The sequence below is a fragment of the Streptomyces sp. NPDC057617 genome (assembly GCF_042800555.1).
Lineage (GTDB): Bacteria > Actinomycetota > Actinomycetes > Streptomycetales > Streptomycetaceae > Streptomyces.
Map to the genome: position 1 here is coordinate 159145 of NZ_JBHVGV010000008.1, position 18264 is coordinate 177408.

General features: G+C 69.5%; 13 protein-coding genes. 8 read left to right on the top strand and 5 right to left on the bottom strand.

From position 1 onward, the window contains the following. Window positions 1-90: 90 nt before the first annotated feature. Entirely contained in the window at window positions 91-1143 is a 1053-nt protein-coding gene (locus ACFU9P_RS20940; protein WP_384082985.1) for a PAC2 family protein, read from the bottom strand. A 251-nt stretch (window positions 1144-1394) separates the two neighbouring features. Between ACFU9P_RS20940 and ACFU9P_RS20945 the strand changes: the two genes are divergently transcribed. Genes ACFU9P_RS20945 through ACFU9P_RS20965 form a run of 5 tightly spaced genes read left to right on the top strand, consistent with a single transcriptional unit; the run spans window position 1395 to window position 7190 of the window. Beyond that, window positions 1395-2717: an enolase C-terminal domain-like protein gene (locus ACFU9P_RS20945; protein WP_376372967.1), complete on the top strand. Its 1323-nt coding sequence runs from the start codon at window positions 1395-1397 to the stop codon at window positions 2715-2717. Then, window positions 2714-3490 carry an SDR family NAD(P)-dependent oxidoreductase gene (locus tag ACFU9P_RS20950; RefSeq protein WP_384082988.1) on the top strand — a complete coding sequence of 259 codons (777 nt, stop codon included), beginning with the start codon at window positions 2714-2716 and terminating at the stop codon, window positions 3488-3490. Before ACFU9P_RS20945 ends, ACFU9P_RS20950 begins: the two co-directional genes overlap by 4 nt. A 33-nt stretch (window positions 3491-3523) precedes the next feature. Then, window positions 3524-4612, top strand: coding sequence for a sugar ABC transporter substrate-binding protein (locus ACFU9P_RS20955; RefSeq protein ID WP_384082991.1), 1089 nt, complete (start codon window positions 3524-3526; stop codon window positions 4610-4612). A gap of 2 nt (window positions 4613-4614) precedes the next feature. After that, window positions 4615-6162, top strand: coding sequence for a sugar ABC transporter ATP-binding protein (locus ACFU9P_RS20960; protein ID WP_384082994.1), 1548 nt, complete (start codon window positions 4615-4617; stop codon window positions 6160-6162). Beyond that, window positions 6159-7190: an ABC transporter permease gene (locus ACFU9P_RS20965; protein ID WP_384082997.1), complete on the top strand. Its 1032-nt coding sequence runs from the start codon at window positions 6159-6161 to the stop codon at window positions 7188-7190. Before ACFU9P_RS20960 ends, ACFU9P_RS20965 begins: the two co-directional genes overlap by 4 nt. Before the next feature lie 82 nt (window positions 7191-7272). Here ACFU9P_RS20965 and ACFU9P_RS20970 read toward each other — a convergent pair whose 3' ends face one another. Together ACFU9P_RS20970 and glpK are read right to left on the bottom strand one after the other, a co-directional pair. After that, window positions 7273-7944 carry a FadR/GntR family transcriptional regulator gene (locus ACFU9P_RS20970; protein ID WP_046498853.1) on the bottom strand — a complete coding sequence of 224 codons (672 nt, stop codon included), beginning with the start codon at window positions 7942-7944 and terminating at the stop codon, window positions 7273-7275. A 251-nt stretch (window positions 7945-8195) separates the two neighbouring features. Then, window positions 8196-9743, bottom strand: coding sequence for a glycerol kinase GlpK (glpK, locus tag ACFU9P_RS20975; protein ID WP_376372983.1), 1548 nt, complete (start codon window positions 9741-9743; stop codon window positions 8196-8198). A 232-nt stretch (window positions 9744-9975) separates the two neighbouring features. Between glpK and metH the strand changes: the two genes are divergently transcribed. The 3 genes from metH to ACFU9P_RS20990 all read left to right on the top strand — a co-directional run bounded on the left by metH (window position 9976) and on the right by ACFU9P_RS20990 (window position 16469). Continuing rightward, the gene (gene metH, locus ACFU9P_RS20980) at window positions 9976-13485 is read left to right on the top strand and encodes a methionine synthase (RefSeq protein WP_384083002.1); all 3510 of its coding nucleotides are present in this window, start codon (window positions 9976-9978) and stop codon (window positions 13483-13485) included. A gap of 164 nt (window positions 13486-13649) precedes the next feature. Next, window positions 13650-14351 (top strand): HAD family hydrolase, encoded by a 702-nt coding sequence (locus ACFU9P_RS20985; RefSeq protein ID WP_376372990.1) that lies wholly within the window; start codon window positions 13650-13652, stop codon window positions 14349-14351. 504 nt (window positions 14352-14855) lie between these two features. After that, window positions 14856-16469 carry an ABC transporter substrate-binding protein gene (locus tag ACFU9P_RS20990; protein ID WP_376372993.1) on the top strand — a complete coding sequence of 538 codons (1614 nt, stop codon included), beginning with the start codon at window positions 14856-14858 and terminating at the stop codon, window positions 16467-16469. A gap of 97 nt (window positions 16470-16566) precedes the next feature. Here ACFU9P_RS20990 and ACFU9P_RS20995 read toward each other — a convergent pair whose 3' ends face one another. Together ACFU9P_RS20995 and ACFU9P_RS21000 are read right to left on the bottom strand one after the other, a co-directional pair. Further along, the gene (locus ACFU9P_RS20995) at window positions 16567-17238 is read right to left on the bottom strand and encodes a response regulator transcription factor (protein ID WP_046498782.1); all 672 of its coding nucleotides are present in this window, start codon (window positions 17236-17238) and stop codon (window positions 16567-16569) included. 51 nt (window positions 17239-17289) lie between these two features. Next, the gene (locus ACFU9P_RS21000) at window positions 17290-18213 is read right to left on the bottom strand and encodes a RecB family exonuclease (protein WP_384083006.1); all 924 of its coding nucleotides are present in this window, start codon (window positions 18211-18213) and stop codon (window positions 17290-17292) included. Between the last annotated feature and the right edge of the window lie 51 nt (window positions 18214-18264).

Sequence of the window (18264 nt, forward strand, 5' to 3'; positions counted from 1 at the left end):
GGGTCTCTGCACGTGGGTCTCTGCACGTACGGAGCGGGGCGGCGCCTCATCGGCACCGCCCCGCTCCGTACGCTCCGTCGCCGCGGAGTGTCAGTCCTCCGAGGAATCGTCCTCGCCGTCCGGCCCCGGCCGAGGACCTCCCGTACCCGGCTCCGAGCCCTGGTCGGTGTCCTTGCCCGGCTCGGCGCCGCCGCGCGGCGGGCGCTGCGCACGGCCGCGCCCGCCCGAGGCGTCCCGCAGATATGACGGGCCCTCACCGCTCTCCGTGGCATGGCCTCCCGGAGCCTGGCCGGGACCGGGACCGCCGTCGCGCCGCCGCAGATACCGTTCGAATTCCCGGGCGATGGCCTCGCCGGACGCCTCGGGAAGCTCGGCGGTGTCCCGTGCCTCCTCCAGCGACTGGACGTACTCCGCCACCTCGCTGTCCTCGGCCGCCAGTTGGTCCACCCCGAGCTGCCAGGCCCGGGCGTCCTCGGCCAGCTCGCCCAGCGGGATCCGCAGCCCGATCAGGTCCTCCAGCCGGTTCAGCAGGGCCAGTGTCGCCTTCGGGTTCGGCGGCTGCGAAACATAGTGCGGCACCGCCGCCCACAGGCTCACCGCGGGGACCCCGGCATGGGTGCAGGCCTCCTGGAGGATGCCGACGATGCCGGTCGGTCCCTCGTACCGGGTCTCCTCCAGATCCATCGTCCGCGCCAGGTCGGTGTCCGAGGTGACACCGCTGACCGGCACCGGCCGGGTGTGCGGGGTGTCACCGAGCAGCGCGCCCAGGATGACCACCATCTCCACGCCCAGCTCATGGGCGAAGCCCAGCAGCTCGTTGCAGAACGACCGCCAGCGCATGGACGGTTCGATCCCCCGGACCAGCACCAGGTCACGGGGCTTCTCGCCGCCGACCCGCACCACGGAGAGCCGGGTGGTCGGCCAGGTGATCTTCCGCAGGCCGCCGTCCAGATAGACCGTGGGCCGATTGACCTGGAAGTCGTAGTAGTCCTCGGCGTCGAGCGCCGCGAACACCTCGCCCTTCCACTCCCGGTCGAGATGCGCGACCGCTGTGGAGGCTGCGTCGCCCGCGTCGTTCCAGCCCTCGAACGCGGCCACCATGACCGGGTCGATCAGCTCGGGAACCCCCTCGAGCTCGATCACCCAGTGCCTCCTTCCGAAGTTCCCTTTCGTACGGACCAACCTTACGGCTTTCCGTGTGCCCGCCCGCAGCCCCGTGCACGCCCGGGTGAACTTCGGCGAACCGGGGCATAGGCCGGACAACCGATGCTTCTTTCTGAAGATTCATCCGAGCTGTCATCGTATTTTTCGTTCTAACTCTGGACGATCACGCCTCCCCGACGCTATACATCGGATGACCGCATCAGGTCGGATGTACTTCTCAGGGAGCGTGCATGAGTCAGACCGTCACGGGGTTCGAGGTTCACGACATCCGTTTTCCCACCTCGGAACAGCTCGACGGCTCCGACGCCATGAACCCGGATCCCGACTACTCGGCCGCCTATGTGGTGCTGCGTACGGACACCGGAGCGGAGGGGCACGGATTCTGCTTCACGATCGGGCGGGGCAACGAGGTCACCGCCGCCGCCATCGAGGCGCTGCGGCCGTACGTACTCGGCAGACCGGCCCCGCTCACCGCGGCCGCTCTCGCCGCCCTCTACTTCGAGCTGACCCATGACTCCCAGCTCCGCTGGCTCGGCCCGGAGAAGGGCGTGATGCACATGGCCGCGGGCGCGGTCGTGAACGCCGCCTGGGACCTGGCCGCGAGCGCCGCGGGCAAGCCCGTCTGGGAGTTCCTCGCCGGCATGACGCCCGAGGAACTCGTCTCGCTCGTCGACTTCCGCTATCTCACCGACGCCCTCACCCCGGACGAGGCGCTGGCCATCCTGCGCGCCGCCGAGCCGGGCCGCGCCGAACGGGCCGCCCGGCTGCGCGCCGAGGGCTACCCCGCGTACACCACCTCGCCCGGCTGGCTCGGCTACTCCGACACCAAGCTCGTCACCCTCGCCCAGCAGGCCGTCGCCGACGGATTCGCGCAGATCAAGCTCAAGGTCGGCGGTGACCTGGAGGACGACATACGCCGGATGAAGCTGGCGCGCGCCGCCGTCGGCCCGGACATCCGGATCGCCGTCGACGCCAACCAGCGCTGGGACGTCGCCGACGCGGTCCGCTGGATGGCTGCCCTCGCCCCGTACGAACCGCACTGGATCGAGGAGCCCACCAGCCCCGACGACATCCTCGGCCACGCCGCCGTACGGGCCGGTCAGCCGGTCAAGGTGGCCACCGGCGAGCATGTCGCCAACCGGGTCATGTTCAAGCAGCTTCTCCAGGCCGAGGCCGTCGACTACGTTCAGATCGACGCGGCCCGGGTGGCCGGCGTCAACGAGAATCTGGCGATCCTGCTGCTCGCCGCCAAGTACGGCAGACCCGTCTGCCCGCACGCCGGCGGGGTCGGGCTCTGCGAACTCGTCCAGCATCTCTCGATGTTCGACTACGTCGCCGTCTCCGGGAGCTGGGAGGACCGGGTCATCGAGTACGTCGACCACCTCCACGAGCATTTCGCCGACCCCGTGGTGATCACCTCAGGACGCTATGAGGCGCCGAGCGCGCCGGGCTTCTCCGCCCGCATGCTCCCCGGGTCGATCGCCGCACACAGCTATCCGGAGGGGCCCGTCTGGCAGGCCCGCCGCAGCACCACAGAGGAGAGCAACCGATGACGGACGTACGGGACTTCGAGGGGCTCGGCGCCTTGGTGACCGGCGGTGCATCGGGCATCGGCGCGGCCATCGCCACGCTGCTGCTGGCCCGGGGCGCTCAGGTCGCCGTACTGGACCGCGACTGCGCGGGCGCGCCCGCCGGGACCCTGGCGCTCAAGGCGGACGTCACCGACGACGAGGCGGTACGGACCGCCGTGGACACCGCCGCCGCGGAGTTCGGCGGGCTGCACACGGTGGTCTCCAACGCCGGACTCGGCGCCATCGGAACGGTCGCGGACAACCCCGACGAGGAGTGGCGGCGGGTCCTCGACATCAACGTCCTCGGCATGGTCCGCACCGCCCGGCACGCCCTGCCCCATCTGCGCCGCTCGGCGCCCGAGCGGCCCGGCTGCGTCTCGATCACCCAGACCTGCTCGATCGCCGCCACCGCCGGACTGCCGCAGCGTGCCCTCTACAGCGCCAGCAAGGGCGCGGTGCTGTCGCTGACTCTGGCGATGGCCGCGGACCACGTCCGCGAGGGCATCCGGGTCAACTGCGTCAACCCCGGCACCGCCGACACCCCCTGGGTGGGCCGGCTGCTCGACCAGGCCGCGGACCCCGAGGCCGAACGCGCCGCCCTCGAAGCCCGCCAGCCCACCGGACGGCTTGTCGCCGCGGCCGAGGTCGCCGCCGCCGTCGCCTATCTCGCCAGCCCCGCCGCGGCCGCCGTCACGGGGACGGCGCTCGCGGTCGACGGCGGAATGCAGGGACTGCGCCTGCGGCCCGCCAACTGAGCCGCACCTCACCCATCAAGGAATCGGGACATCATGCAGCGACACCTCACGGGACGCACCGCCCCGCACAGACTTCCACTCCGGCGGCTCCGTACGACGGGAGCCTCGGCCTGCGCCGTCGTCCTCGCCGTCGCGGCGCTGGCCGGCTGCAACCGTGACCAGGGCAGCGACGCCGCGGGCGGCGGCAAGGTCGGTATCGACCTGCCGCGCAGCGACAGCGACTTCTGGAACTCGTACCAGCAGTACATCGAGAAGGGCGTCGACGCGGGCACGGTCGACGCGCTCTCCCTGACCAACTCGCAGAACGACATCGGAAAGCTCGTCTCCAATGTCCAGGTCTTCACCGACCAGGGCGCCAAGGCCGTCATCATGGCCCCGCAGGACACCGGCGCGATAGCCGAGACGCTCCAGACGCTGAGCGACAAGAAGATCCCCGTCATCAGCGTGGACACCCGCCCCGACAAGGGCGATGTCTACATGGTCGTACGGGCCGACAACCGCGCGTACGGCGAGAAGGCCTGCCAGTACCTGGGCGAGCAGCTCAAGGGCAAGGGCAAGGTCGTCGAGTTCCAGGGCGACCTCGCCTCCATCAACGGGCGGGACCGCTCCGAGGCGTTCAAGTCCTGCATGGACCAGAAGTTCCCCGGTATCCAGGTCTTCGAGCTGGCCACCGAGTGGAAGGGCGATGTGGCCTCCGCCAAGCTCCAGTCCACGCTGGCCGCCCACCCCGACATCAACGGCATCTACATGCAGGCCGGCGGTGTCTTCCTGCAGCCGACCCTCGCCCTGCTGGAGCAGAAGAAGCTCCTCAAGGCGCCCGGCACCCCGGGGCACATCACGATCATCTCCAACGACGGCATCCCCGAGGAACTGGACGCCATCCGCGAGGGGAAGATCGACGCCACCGTCTCCCAGCCGGCCGACCTCTACGCCAACTACGCGCTGTACTGGGCCAAGCAGGCACTCGCGGGCGTGACTCCCAAGGAAGGCCCGACCGACCACGACTCCACCATCATCAAGATCCCGAACGGCTTCGAGGACCAGCTCCCCGCGCCGCTCGTGACCAAGGACAACGTGGACGACCCGAAGCTGTGGGCCAACCAGTTGGAGAAGAAGAGCTAGCGATGGACTCCAAGCGGCAGGAAGCTCCGGCTGCGGTACACGCGGAAGGCATCGTCAAGCGCTTCGGTCCCACCCTGGCGCTCGACGGTGTCCGGCTCACCGTGCGACCCGGTGAGTCCCACGCTCTCGTGGGACGCAACGGCGCGGGCAAGTCCACCCTGGTCAGCGTGGTCACCGGGCTGCACAGGCCGGACGCGGGCCGGGTGACCTTCGGCGGCGAGCCCGCACCGGCCTTCGGCGACACCACGGCCTGGCAGTCCAAGGTCGCCTGCGTCTACCAGAAATCGATGGTGGTCCCCGACCTGACCGTCGCGGAGAATCTGTTCCTGAACCACTACGGCCTGGACCGGGCCGCCGGGGGATCCGGCGGCCGGTTCATCAGCTGGCGCGGGCTGCGTGCCCGGGCGCGGGCGCTGCTCGCGGAGTACGGAGTCGATGTCGACCCCAACGCCCGCGCCAAGGATCTCCCGGTCGAGCAGCGGCAGTTCGTCGAGATCGCACGGGCGCTGTCCTTCGGGGCCCGGCTGATCATCCTCGACGAGCCCACCGCGCAGCTCGACGCCCGAGGTATCCAGCGGCTCTTCGACAAGCTCCGCGAACTGCGGAGCCAGGGAGTGGCGTTCCTGTTCATCTCCCACCATCTCCAGGAGGTGTACGACCTGTGCACCGCCGTCACCGTCTACCGTGACGCCCGGCATGTGCTGACCGCCCCGGTCGCCGAGCTGTCGAAGGCGGATCTGGTGTCGGCGATGACCGGGGAGTCCGCGGGCACGGCCGTGGCCTGGCACGCCGCGCGGAAAACCGCGCCGGAGACGGAGGCCGCGCCCGTACTGGAGGCCGAAGGGCTCGCCCTGGACGGCGAGTTCGAGCCGCTGGATCTCGCCGTACGGCCGGGCGAGGTGCTCGGTCTCGCGGGTTCCGCGGCCAGCGGCAACACGGCGCTCGGCGAGACCCTGGTGGGGATGCGCGCGCCGACCGCGGGGCGGATCGCCGTACGGGGACGTACGGTCAAGCCCGGCAGCGTCCCGCACGCGCTGGACGCCGGCATCGGCTACATCCCCGAGGAGCGGCACCGCCAGGGCCTCGTCCTGGACCGCAGCGTCGCCGAGAACGCCACGCTGACGGTCACCGACCAGCTCGGCCCCTGGGGGACCGTACTGCCGTCGCGGACCCGGGAGTTCGCCCAGGGCATGATCGATTCGCTGGACATCAAGACCCAGGGGCCCGAGCAGCCGGTCTCGGGGCTGTCCGGCGGCAATCAGCAGAAGGTCGTCGTCGCCCGCGCCCTGGCGCGCGGCCCGAGCGCGCTGGTCGCGCTGCGGCCCACCGCGGGCGTCGATGTGAAGTCGAAGGACTCGCTGCTCGGCGTGGTGCGCAGGGTGGCGGACGAGGGCAGCGCGGCCGTGATCATCTCGGACGAGCTGGACGATCTGCGGGTGTGCGACCGGGTGCTCGCCCTGTTCCACGGCCGCGTGGTGGCGTCGTTCGGAAGCGGGTGGACCGACGGGGAACTCGTCGCCGCCATGGAAGGTGTGGGAGAGCGGGAATGACCGGGACGATACGACCGCCGGTGGCGGAACAGACGGCCGCGGCGGCCAAGGCGCCGGGGCGGCTCCAGCTCATCCGGTGGAGCGACTTCTCGCTGGTGCCGGTGATCCTGGTGCTGATGGTGATCGGCTTCATCGTCTCGCCGGTCTTCCTCACCTCCAGCAATCTGATCAGTGTCGTCCAGCAGTCCTCGGAGCTGAGCCTGCTGGTCCTCGGCCAGGCGCTGATCCTGATCTGCGGCCGGATGGACCTGTCGCTGGAGTCGACGATCGGTATCGCGCCGGTCGTCGCCATGTGGCTGGTGCTGCCCACGGAGGGCGGCCGGTTCGCCGGACTCGGTCTGCTGCCGGTCTGGATGGCCATCCCCGCCTGTCTGCTGGTCGGTCTGGCCATCGGGGCGATCAACGGCTTCCTGATGCTGAAGCTGCGGGTCAACGGCTTCATCGCGACCCTCGGCATGCTCACCATGCTGCGCGGTCTGCACATCGGTATCACCGAGGGCAAGTCGATCACCGATGTCCCGGAGTCCTTCCGGTACCTGGGCAAGACCGACTGGCTGGGGGCCCCGGCCGCGGTCTGGATCTGTCTGGCGCTGTTCGCCGTCGGCGGCGCGGCGCTGGCCTGGCTGCGGCACGGGCGGTCGCTGTACGCCATCGGCGGCAACCCGGAGGCGGCCCGCGCCGCCGGTATCCGGGTGGACCGGGTCACCTGGATCGTGCTGGCCATCGGCGGGCTGCTGGCGGCCTTCGCGGGCATCCTCTACACCGGCCACTACGGGTCGGTCGCGGCCACCCAGGGCAACGGCTGGATCTTCCAGGTCTTCGCCGCGGCCGTCATCGGCGGGATCAGCCTCAAGGGCGGGCGCGGCACGCTCTTCGGGGCGCTGACGGGTGTGCTGACCCTTCAGCTCGTGGTGAATGTGATGACGCTCGGGGGAGTGCCCGCGCTCTGGAACCAGTTCCTCAACGGCGCGATCATCATCGTCGCGCTGGTCATCTCGCGCTTCGCGAGCGGGGAGAAGCAGGACTGACCGTACGTAACGCCGCCTTGGGCCCGTACGTACCGCCGCTCCCGGCCCCTGAGACCCGCTGGTCTCAGGGGCCTCAGGCGTCTCAGAGGGTCGACCTCAGCCACATCTCCACACTCGCGATGTGTACGGTCGCCCAGGACCTGGCCGCTTCGGCGTCCCGGTCCCTGAGCGCCGCCAGGATCGCCCGGTGCTCGTGGAGCGTACGGCTGACCGCGTCCTCCTGGGTCAGCCCGCGCCAGATCCTGGCCCGGGTGGTCGGCCCCGAGAGCCCGTCCAGCAGCGAGCAGAGCACCGAGTTCCCCGACGACTGCACGATGCCCCGGTGGAACTCCAGATCCGCCGCGACGAGCTGCTCCACCGAGGGCCAGGCCCCGAGCTCGTCCAACTGTGCGTCCAGGACGTCCAGTTCGGCCGCCGTGATCCGCGCGCTCGCCATCGCAGTGGCGGCCGGCTCCAGGATCCGGCGTACGGCGAGGAACTCCAACACGGTGTCGTCCCGGTGGAAGTCCACCACGAAGCTGAGTGCCTCCAGCAGGAGTTGGGGGTCGAGGCTCGTGACATACGTGCCGTCGCCCTGCCGTACGTCGAGGATGCGGATCAGCGACAGCGCCCGTACCGCCTCGCGCAGCGAGTTGCGCGACAGCCCCAGATCGGCGGCGAGTTCGCTCTCCTTCGGGAGGCGGTCTCCCGGCCGCAGCGCACCGGAGACGATCATCCCCTTGATCTTCTCGATGGCCTCGTCGGTGACTGCCATGGCGACCTCCATACATCCGATGTATCGGCCTTCATTATGCGTCCCGGAAGCCGGAGAAGGGGCGCCCCGGAAAAGGAGCGCCCCTCGATTTCGTACATCTGTCATGCCGTACGGATGTGCCGTCGCGCCGAAATGCCCCTGCGTATCGCGCGGATGTACGGATTGTGCCGTCGCACCAGGACCCGTCGCCGGGCCGGGTCAGCCGGGGATCAGCCGGGGCGTCGGCTCGGGCCGACGACCGTCGGTGCCGGTCAGCCGTCGCCGTCGTCGAGCCAGCCCATGGTGCGGTCGACGGCCTTGAGCCAGTACTTGTACTCGCGGTCGCGGGTCGCCGCGTCCATCCGCGGCGTCCACTCGGCGGCCCTGCGCCAGTTGGCACGCAGCGCGTCGGTGTCCGGCCAGAAGCCCACCGCCAGACCGGCGGCATAGGCGGCGCCGAGACAGGTGGTCTCGGAGACCATCGGCCGCACCACCGGCGCGTCCAGGACATCGGAGAGCGTCTGCATCAGCAGATTGTTGCCGGTCATCCCGCCGTCGACCTTGAGCGCGGTCAGCTCCACCCCGGAGTCCTTGGACATGGCGTCGCTGATCTCCCGGGTCTGCCAGGCCGTGGCCTCCAGCACCGCGCGGGCCAGATGCGCCTTGGTGACATAGCCGGTCAGTCCGGCGATCACCCCGCGGGCGTCCGCGCGCCAGTGCGGCGCGAACAGACCGGAGAAGGCGGGTACGAAGTACGCGCCGCCGTTGTCGTCGACCGAGGCCGCCAGGGCCTCGATCTCGGCCGCGGAGCCGATCAGCCCCAGTTGGTCGCGCATCCACTGCACCAGCGCGCCCGTGACGGCGATGGCCCCCTCCAGGGCGTACACCGCGGGCTCGTCACCGATCCGGTAGCCGACGGTCGTCAGCAGCCCGCTGTACGAATTGACGGGCTTGGCGCCGGTGTTCATCAGCATGAAAGTGCCGGTGCCGTACGTCGACTTGGCCTCGCCCTCGGCGTAACAGGCCTGCCCGAAGAGCGCCGCCTGCTGGTCGCCGAGCGCCGACGCGACCGGCACACCGTCGAGGACGCCGCCCTTGGCCGTGCCGTACACCTCGGACGAGGACCGGATCTTCGGCAGGACCGCGGCCGGCACCCCCATCGAGGAGAGGATCTTGGGATCCCATTCGAGGGTGCGCAGATTCATCAGCATCGTGCGGGAGGCGTTGGTGACATCCGTGACATGAGCGCCGCCGTGGGCTCCGCCGGTCAGATTCCAGATGACCCAGGAGTCCATCGTGCCGAAGAGGATCTCCCCGCGCTCGGCGCGCTCCCGCAGACCCTCGACATTGTCCAGCAGCCAGCGGATCTTCGGGCCCGCGAAGTAGCTGGACAGCGGCAGGCCCGTCTCACGGCGGAACCGGTCCTGGCCGACATTGCGGCCCAGCTCCCGGCAGAGCGCGTCGGTACGGGTGTCCTGCCACACGATGGCGTTGTGGACGGGCTCGCCGGTGTTCCGGTCCCAGAGCAGGGTGGTCTCGCGCTGATTGGTGATCCCGATCGCGCGGACATCGGCGGAGGTGATCCCCGCCTTCGCCACCGCGCCCGCCACGACCTCCCGCACATTGGCCCGGATCTCGACCGCGTTGTGCTCCACCCACCCCGGCCTCGGGAAGATCTGCTCGTGCTCCTTCTGGTCGACCGCGACGATCCGGCCCTCCCGGTCGAAGACGATGCAGCGGCTCGACGTGGTGCCCTGGTCGATGGCCGCGATGAACGGCCCGGCCGCGCGGGCGGTGCCGGTGGTGGTTGCGTCGCTCACGGTGTCCGCTCCTGCTCGGTGCGCGCGGGATCCGCTCCCGGAACCCCGTCCCCTACCGATGATCCGCCATCCGGCCCCGGACCGCCCGGTGCCGGTGCTGCCGCACGCCGCGGATCTTGTCCGCTCGCCGGGATGCACCACCACGAAGGGGCCCGCCCGGCTACGCTGGCCGGGTGCGTCTTCGATCAGAGGGCGCAAAGCCGACAGCCGTCGCATCCCCGGGAGTACTTTCATGGCCTCGTCGCCGACCCCGTCCACCGACAGCCGGACCCGTATCCAAGCCCTCCGTGAGGCACTCGCCACCCGGGTGGTGGTGGCCGACGGCGCGATGGGCACGATGCTCCAGGCGCAGGATCCGACGTTGGAGGACTTCCAGAATCTGGAGGGCTGCAACGAGATCCTGAATGTGACACGCCCGGACATCGTCCGGTCCGTCCACGAGGCGTACTTCTCGGTCGGTGTGGACTGCGTGGAGACGAACACCTTCGGTACGAATTACGCGGCCCTCTCCGAGTACGACATCCCCGAGCGGGTCTTCGAACTGTCCGAGGCGGGCGTGCGGATCGCCCGTGAGGTCGCCGACGAGTTCACGGCCTCCACCGGGCAGCAGCGCTGGGTGCTGGGCTCCATGGGCCCGGGCACGAAGCTGCCCACGCTGGGGCACGTCCCGTACCTCACCCTGCGCGACGCCTACCAGCAGAACGCCGAGGGCATGATCGTGGGCGGCGCCGACGCGCTGCTGGTGGAGACCACCCAGGACCTGCTCCAGACGAAGGCCGCCGTCCTCGGCGCGCGCCGCGCGCTGGCCGCCACCGGCACCGACCTGCCGGTCATCTGCTCCGTGACGGTCGAGACGACCGGCACCATGCTGCTCGGCTCGGAGATCGGCGCGGCGCTGACCGCGCTGGAGCCGCTGGGCATCGACATGATCGGCCTGAACTGCGCGACCGGCCCGGCGGAGATGAGCGAGCACCTGCGCTATCTGGCCCGGCACTCCCGTATCCCGCTGTCCTGCATGCCGAACGCGGGCCTTCCGGTCCTCGGCAAGGACGGCGCGCACTACCCGCTGTCGGCCGGTGAGCTGGCGGACGCGCAGGAGACCTTCGTACGGGAGTACGGGCTGTCCCTGGTGGGCGGCTGCTGCGGTACGACGCCGGAGCATCTGCGCCAGGTCGTCGAGCGGGTACGGGGCGCGGCGCTGACGGAGCGCGAGCCGCACCCGGAGCCGGGCGCCGCCTCCCTCTACCAGACCGTGCCGTTCCGGCAGGACGCCTCGTACCTCGCGATCGGCGAGCGGACCAACGCCAACGGGTCGAAGAAGTTCCGCGAGGCCATGCTGGACGGCCGCTGGGACGACTGTGTGGAGATGGCCCGGGACCAGATCCGCGAGGGCGCGCATCTGCTGGACCTCTGTGTGGACTATGTCGGCCGCGACGGTGTCGCCGACATGGCCGAGCTGGCGGGGCGCTTCGCCACCGCCTCCACCCTGCCGATCGTGCTGGACTCGACCGAGCTGAAGGTGATCGAGGCCGGTCTGGAGAAGCTGGGCGGCCGTGCCGTGATCAACTCGGTGAACTACGAGGACGGGGACGGCCCGGAGTCACGGTTCGCGAAGGTCACCGAGCTGGCGGTGGAGCACGGCGCGGCGCTGATCGCGCTGACCATCGACGAGGAGGGCCAGGCCCGTACCGTCGAGCACAAGGTCGCCATCGCCGAGCGCCTGATCACCGACCTCACCACCAACTGGGGTGTCCATGAGTCGGACATCCTCATCGACTGCCTCACCTTCACCATCTGCACCGGCCAGGAGGAGTCCCGGGGCGACGGCATCGCCACCATCGAGGCGATCCGCGAGCTGAAGCGCCGCCACCCCGAGGTGCAGACCACCCTCGGACTGTCGAACATCTCCTTCGGTCTCAATCCGGCCGCCCGGGTCGTGCTGAACTCGGTCTTCCTGGACGAGTGCGTCAAGGCGGGGCTCGACTCCGCGATCGTGCACGCCTCGAAGATCCTCCCCATCGCCCGGCTGGACGAGGAGCAGGTCAAGGTCGCGCACGATCTGATCTACGACCGGCGCAGCGAGGGGTACGACCCGCTCCAGAAGCTGATGGAGCTGTTCGAGGGCGTCAACACCAAGTCGATGAAGGACGGCCGGGCCGAGGAACTGCTGGCGCTGCCGCTGGACGAGCGCCTTCAGCGGCGCATCATCGACGGCGAGAAGAACGGCCTGGAGACGGACCTCACCGAGGCGCTGGAGAGCCGCCCGGCCCTGGACATCGTCAACGACACGCTGCTGGAAGGCATGAAGGTCGTCGGCGAGCTGTTCGGCTCCGGCCAGATGCAGCTTCCGTTCGTGCTCCAGTCCGCCGAGGTCATGAAGACCGCGGTGGCGTTCCTGGAACCGCACATGGAGAAGACCGACGCCGAGGGCAAGGGCACGATCGTGCTGGCCACCGTCCGCGGGGACGTCCATGACATCGGCAAGAACCTGGTCGACATCATCCTCTCCAACAACGGCTACAACGTGGTGAATCTGGGCATCAAGCAGCCCGTCTCCGCGATCCTGGAAGCCGCCGAGGAGCACAAGGCGGATGTCATCGGGATGTCCGGTCTGCTGGTGAAGTCGACCGTGATCATGAAGGAGAACCTGGAGGAGCTGAACCAGCGCAAGCTGGCCGCCGACTACCCGGTCATCCTCGGCGGCGCCGCCCTCACCCGCGCCTATGTCGAGCAGGATCTGCACGAGATCTACGAGGGCGAGGTCCGCTACGCGCGCGACGCCTTCGAGGGCCTGCGGCTGATGGACGCCCTGATCGCGGTCAAGCGCGGGGTGCCCGGCGCGGTCCTCCCCGAGCTGAAGCAGCGCCGGGTCAGGGCGACGGCAGGCACGGTGGTCGAGGAACGCCCCGAGCAGGGCGCGGCCCGCTCGGACGTCGCCGTCGACAATCCCGTACCCGCCCCGCCGTTCTGGGGCACTCGCGTCGTCAAGGGCATCCAGCTCAAGGAATACGCCTCGTGGCTGGACGAGGGTGCCCTCTTCAAGGGCCAGTGGGGCCTCAAGGAAGCCCGCAAGGGCGGCCCCAGCTACGAGGAGCTGGTCGAGAGCGAGGGCAGGCCCCATCTGCGCGGCTGGCTCGACCAGCTGCACACCCAGAACCTGCTCGAAGCCGCCGTCGTGTACGGCTACTTCCCCTGCGTGTCCAAGGGCGACGACCTGATCATCCTCAACGACGACGGCTCCGAGCGCACCCGCTTCACCTTCCCGCGACAGCGCCGCGGCCGCCGGCTCTGCCTCGCGGACTTCTTCCGTCCCGAGGAGTCGGGCGAGACCGATGTGGTGGGCCTCCAGGTCGTCACCGTCGGCTCGAAGATCGGTGAGCGTACGGCCGAGCTGTTCGAGTCCGACGCCTACCGCGACTACCTCGAACTGCACGGCCTCTCCGTCCAGCTCGCCGAGGCCCTCGCCGAGTACTGGCACGCCCGGGTCCGCTCCGAGCTGGGCTTCGCCGGTGAGGACCCGGCCGAGGTCGAGGACATGTTCGCCCTGAAGTACCGGGGCGCCCGCTTCTCGCTCGGCTACGGAGCGTGCCCCGACCTGGAGGACCGGGCCAAGATCGCCGCGCTGCTGGAGCCCGAGCGGATCGGTGTCCAGCTCTCGGAGGAGTTCCAGCTCCACCCCGAGCAGTCCACCGACGCCATCGTGATCCACCACCCCGAGGCCAAGTACTTCAACGCACGCTGAACCCGGCCGGACCCCGGGCCGCGGCGGGATCGCGGATACCGTTCGGCGCGGCGCCCGGACGAGTCGTACACTTATCGGTCCAGTGCAGGCCGGTCGCCTGTCCCGGCGGGGTACCCCCGTGGGAAAGGTGACCGGCCTTCTCGTCCCTCATGGAGGTGTGCCGGATGACCAGTACGGTCCCCGCGTCCTTGACCCGTACGGCCGAAGGGTCGGCCCTCGACGCAGTCCTGCTCGACATGGACGGCACCCTGGTCGACACCGAGGGATTCTGGTGGGACGCCGAGGTGGAGGTCTTCAAAGCCCTCGGACATGTCCTCGACGAGACCTGGCGCGATGTGGTGGTGGGCGGACCCATGACCCGCAGCGCGACCTTCCTGATCGAGGCCACCGGCGCCGCCATCACCCTCGCCGAACTGACCGTACTGCTCAACGACACCTTCGAGGACCGCATCGGGCGCGGCGTACCGCTGATGCCCGGCGCGACGCGCCTGCTCACCGAACTGGCCGCGCACGAGGTGCCCACCGCCCTGGTCTCCGCCTCGCACCGGCGCATCATCGACCGCGTCCTGGCCTCCCTCGGGCCCGAGTACTTCTCGCTCACCGTCGCGGGCGACGAGGTGCCCCGTACCAAACCCCACCCCGACCCCTATCTGCTGGCCGCCCGCGGTCTGGGCGCCGATCCCACGCGGTGTGCGGTCATCGAGGACACCGCCACCGGGGTCGCCGCCGCCGAGGCCGCCGGCTGCCGGGTCGTCGCCGTACCGTCCGTCGCGCCGATCGCGCCCGCCGCGGGACGGATCGTGGTCGGTTCGCTCGAAGAGGTGGATCTGGTATTTCTGCGCGGGATGATGACGCGAGGACACTGATCCGCGTACAGAGCGTCGCACCGGAATACGGACGGAAACTCTGGGCATTGGCGCGGGTATTTTCCGTTACCCTCGCGGCGGGCAATCGCCGTCCCGCTAAACGAATCCCGGAGTGAGCTTTATCACTTGCGCTCTCGTCGACAGGCGCGGGCGGGGCTGCTCCATGGCCGCCGGGGCCGGGTCTTCCCGTGCCCTTGTGTCCGGATTGGTGGAGGCGTGTACGAAACATTCCGGTGCTCGTATATCCACACGCCGCTATTGCCGATCACTGTGTGATTACGTTTCAGATCAGGCCCGTTCCGGCAATACCGGAGCCTCCGACTAATCTCGTCGCGAGCACTTCGCCGCATCAACGACGTGTCCCGACGGCCCACCAAGTCGCCATGCACACAGGACCGATCGCCCTGTATCCCGGCCCGATCGCACTGCCCCGAACGGGTGGGCGCGGCGGAGTCTCCGATAGCACCGCTGTATCTCAGTGCCGGATGAGGGAGTACGTCCAGGATGAACCGCAAGACTTTGGCGCTGTCGGCCGTGATCGGCCTGCTTGCGCCCGTGCTCGCCGGTTGCGGCGGCTCGGACGGTGGGTCCGACGGCGGTGATGCCATTGTCGTGGGCACCACGGATCAGTACATCGCCACACCGGAGGGCCCCGCCCCGCTGGACCCGGCCTACGCGTACGACACCGGTTCCTGGAACGTGCTCCGCCAGACCATCCAGACGCTGATGCACGTACCGCGCGGTGGCGGAGCGCCGGTGCCCGAGGCCGCCTCCCGGTGCGGATTCACCGACCGGGAGAACGAGAGCTACCGCTGCACCCTGCGGGAGGGCCTCAAGTTCTCCAGCGGCGACCCCGTCACCGTCGAGGACGTGAAGTACTCCATCCAGCGCGTCCTGGACATCAAGGACCCCAGCGGTGTCTCCGGTCTGGTGAGCAATATCGACACCATGGAGACCAACGGCGACTCCGAGATCGTCTTCCATCTCAAGTCGCCCGACGCGACCTTCCCGTACAAGCTCTCCACCCCGCCGGCCGGCATCGTCAGCCGCAAGTCGTACGACCCGAAGAAGCTCCGCGACGGCTTCGGCGTCGACGGCTCGGGCCCGTACACCTTCAGGGCGGAAGTCAAGAACGACACCGTCGTCAAGGCGATCTTCACCAAGAACCCCGAGTACAAGGGCGATCTCACCCTTCAGAACAACAAGGTCGAGCTGGTGCCCTTCAAGGACGCCGACGACATGGGCACGGCGCTCGACTCCGGTGACATCGATGTGATGACCCGCGCCATGACGCCCGAGCAGGTCCAGGGGATGATCGACAACCCCAAGGAGAACATCCAGCTCACCGAGATGCCCGGCCTGGAGATCCGCTACCTCGCCTTCAACACCGACGCCCCGGTGGCCAAGGAGAAGGCGGTACGCCAGGCCATGGCGTACACCATCGACCGCGGCCAGCTCGTCACCAAGGTGTACGGCGCGATGGCCGAGCCGTTGTACTCGCCGATCCCGTCGAGCGTCGCGACGCACACCAACTCGTTCTTCAACAAGTACGGTGACGCGAATCCGGCCAAGGCCGCGCAGGTGCTGGAGGACGCCGGTATCACCACCCCGGTGAAGCTCACGCTGGACTACACCACCGACCACTACGGCGAAGCCACCGTCAAGGAGTTCGAGACCCTCCGGGAGCAGCTCAACAGCAGCAAGCTCTTCGATGTCTCGATCAAGGGCGAGGAGTGGAGCGTCTTCCGGCCGAACCAGACCAAGCGGGAGTACGCGATCTACGGCATGGGCTGGTTCCCGGACTTCCCGGACCCGGACACCTACGTCGGGCCCTTCTTCGACAAGGACAACTTCCTCAACACCCCGTACAACAACCCGAAGCTGCGCAACCAGCTCATCCCGCAGTCGCGCCGCGAGGCCGACCGCAGCGCCGCCTCGAAGACCTTCGCGGAGATCCAGGACATCGTCGCCGAGGAGGTGCCGGTGCTGCCGCTGTGGCAGGGCAAGCAGTACGTGGCCGCGCGTGACGACATCGCGCGGGTCGAGTGGGCGGTCAACTCGTCCGCGGAGCTGCAGCTCTGGGAGCTGCGCCGGGGTACGAGCGCGCCGTCCTCCTGACCGGGGAGCGAGCGGGCAGCAAACGTGAGGCCGGCCGGGGCACGCCCCGGCCGGCCTCTGCCGTTACCACTGCACGTGTGCTGCTTCCCTCCTACTGCTACTGCGCGCCGGGGCGCACCAGCCCGCTCTCGTACGCGTACACCGCCGCCTGCACCCGGTCACGCAGCCCCAGCTTGGTCAGCACATGCCCCACATGCGTCTTGACGGTGGTCTCGCTGACAAAGAGATCCGCGGCGATCTCCGCGTTCGACAGCCCGCGCGCCACCAGCTTGAGCACCTCGACCTCGCGCTCGGTGAGGGTGTGCAGGGTGTCGGGCACCGGCTCCTCGCCGGACGGAAGATGGTCCGCGTACTTGTCGAGCAGCCGGCGTGTGATGCTCGGCGCGAGCATCGCCTCGCCCGCCGCGACCACCCGGATCGCCTGCACCAGCTCGTTGGCGGGGGCGTCCTTGAGCAGAAACCCGCTGGCCCCGGCGCGCAGCGCCTCCACCACGTACTCGTCGAGATCGAAGGTCGTCAGGACCAGCACCTTCGCCGGACCGTCCCGGCCGGGGCCGGTGATCTGACGGGTCGCCTCCACCCCGTCCATCCGCGGCATCCGGATGTCCATCAGCACCACATCGGGCTGGAGCGCGCGGACCTGGTCGATGGCCTGGAGGCCGTCCCCGGCCTCGCCGACGACCGCGATGTCCTGCTCGGCCTCCAGGATCATCCGGAAGCCGGTGCGCAGCAGCGGCTGGTCATCGACCAGTAGGACGCGGACAGTCACGGGGAACTCCTTCACTAGACCGGCCCCATTCTGCCCTGACCGCCCCCGCCGTCATTCCGCCGGGCGCGAACCGCCCTGGGCGCTCTCGGGCGCCGGATCCGACGGCCGTACGCTCAGCGGATAGACCGGCGGCGTACCGCCGAATTCCGGACAGAAGGCCTGGTGGTCGCACCAGCCGCAGAGTTTGGTCGGCCGCGGCCGCCAGTCGCCCGTCTCGGTCGCCTCCCTGATCGCGTCCCACAGGGCCAGCAGCTTGCGCTCCACCCGCTTCAGATCCGCCTCCACCGGGTCGTACGTCACGACCTCGCCGCTGCCCAGATAGACGAGCTGGAGGCGGCGCGGCAGCACCCGCTTGAGCCGCCACACCACCAGCGCGTAGAAGGTCATCTGGAACAGCGCACCCTCCGCGTACTCCGGCCGGGGCGCCTTGCCCGTCTTGTAGTCGACGATCCGCACCTCGCCCGTCGGCGCCACATCGACCCGGTCGATCACCCCGCGCAGCCGCAGCCCCGACTCCAGCTCCGTCTCGACGAACAGCTCCCGCTCGGCGGGCTCCAGCCGCGTCGGATCCTCCAGCGCGAACCAGCGCTCCACCAGCTCCTCCGCCTGCCCCAGCCAGCGCGCCAGCCGCTCGCCCGCTTCGCCGGCCCCGCCTGCCCCGTCTTCTTCGTCTCGCGCGAACAGCTCGCCCAGCTCGGGACGGGACTTCAGCAGCCGGTCCCACTGACCGGGAATCAGCGCCTTCGCGCGCGGTGCCGTACGCTCCACGGCCGGGGCGTCGAAGAGCCGCTCCAGCACGGCATGCACCAGCGTGCCGCGCGTGGCCGCCTCGCTGGGCTTCTCCGGCAGCTTGTCGATCACCCGGAACCGGTACAGCAGCGGGCACTGCATGAAGTCGCTCGCCCGCGACGGCGAGAGCGAGGCGGGCGGCAGCGCGACAGGCGTCGGCGCCGAAGACGGCAGGCTCGTACTCATGACGCAAACCCTATGGCCCGACACTGACAGCGAGACCCTGTCCTGTGGGAC